Source organism: Dyella jejuensis, assembly GCF_044904675.1.
GTDB classification, from domain to species: Bacteria; Pseudomonadota; Gammaproteobacteria; order Xanthomonadales; family Rhodanobacteraceae; genus Dyella_B; species Dyella_B jejuensis.
Genome location: NZ_JADIKJ010000050.1, coordinates 1 through 960, shown reverse-complemented (window position 1 = coordinate 960; position 960 = coordinate 1). Strand labels below are relative to the sequence as shown.

The window sequence follows — 960 nt, the reverse complement described above, 5'->3', positions numbered from 1 at the left end:
CCAGCGATTGCTTGCACCAATCGGCTATATCCCGCCAGCGGAGGCCGAGGCAAACTACTATCGGCAACTCGCGCAATCACGAGCCGCTGAACCAGCATGACTTAAACCAAACAGCCTTCACGAAAGCCGGGGCGGTTCATCACGATTTTTTCGATGTCCATGCAAGCCACACGAGCGTTGCGGCCAACAGCGTCATCACCAGCGGAAACATGGGATTGAACAGATCCTTGGCGAAGCACAGGTAAGTGCTCAGGCCCACCGTGCAGGTAATGATGAAAGCTCCGACTGATGTCCAGCGAGGTACGAAGATAAGTAGCGCGCCCAGCCGCGCGCTGCTGCCTGAGGACATCCACAACGCCCAGCGCCCGGAACGGGCGCAGAAGGCCGCAACGGTCGAAGCAAGAGCCTATGAACCCGTCCTTGTGGCGCATACGCCCGCGCCGGAACGATCGATGGGGCGTGGGATCGGTATCAGCATGTAGCCGTTGCGGAAGGGGTAAAGGCGGTAGCGTTGGGACATGACGGCGGCGCCCCCATATGGGCTAGACCGTGCAAGGCGGTTCCTTGCGTCATCCCAAAGAGAAAAAAATGTCGTATTTGTCGGCTGTAGTTTATGACCCGCCGAAGGTGGGGTTTCCATATTTGGCTGTTATCTTCGACACCAGCGGTGAAGTCCTTAGCGCTCGGGCTGTTCCCAATCCAGACGCAGGTGAGGCGTTTCTTGCCGAGATCATGACGAAGTTCGCGCGCGAGCATGGTCTTGAAGTTAAGTAGAGGACTGTAAGCAGCGGGCACGGTGAACAGAAAAGCCGCCCAGAAGGGCCAATGCCGCTCAGTTAAGCCTGAGCGGCATTTTTGCTTTTGATGGGGTATCGAGTTTTGCTCATGCAAACAGCGCGCGGATAACGCCGCTCCGAACGCCGTGGTGGAAGGATGAAGCGGCGGATGTTCTGACGCATG

At 57.5% G+C, this 960-nt stretch carries 2 protein-coding genes; both read right to left on the bottom strand.

Annotation, left to right across the window (positions count from 1 at the left end; genetic code table 11):
* Positions 1-139 precede the first annotated feature (139 nt).
* A complete protein-coding gene (locus ISP15_RS18210) occupies positions 140-349 on the bottom strand; it encodes a hypothetical protein (RefSeq protein WP_404549401.1) in 210 nt (69 codons plus the stop codon).
* 122 nt (positions 350-471) lie between these two features.
* Positions 472-960, bottom strand: a 489-nt coding sequence (locus ISP15_RS18205) for a hypothetical protein (protein WP_404549399.1), incomplete at its 5' end; no start/stop codon positions are given.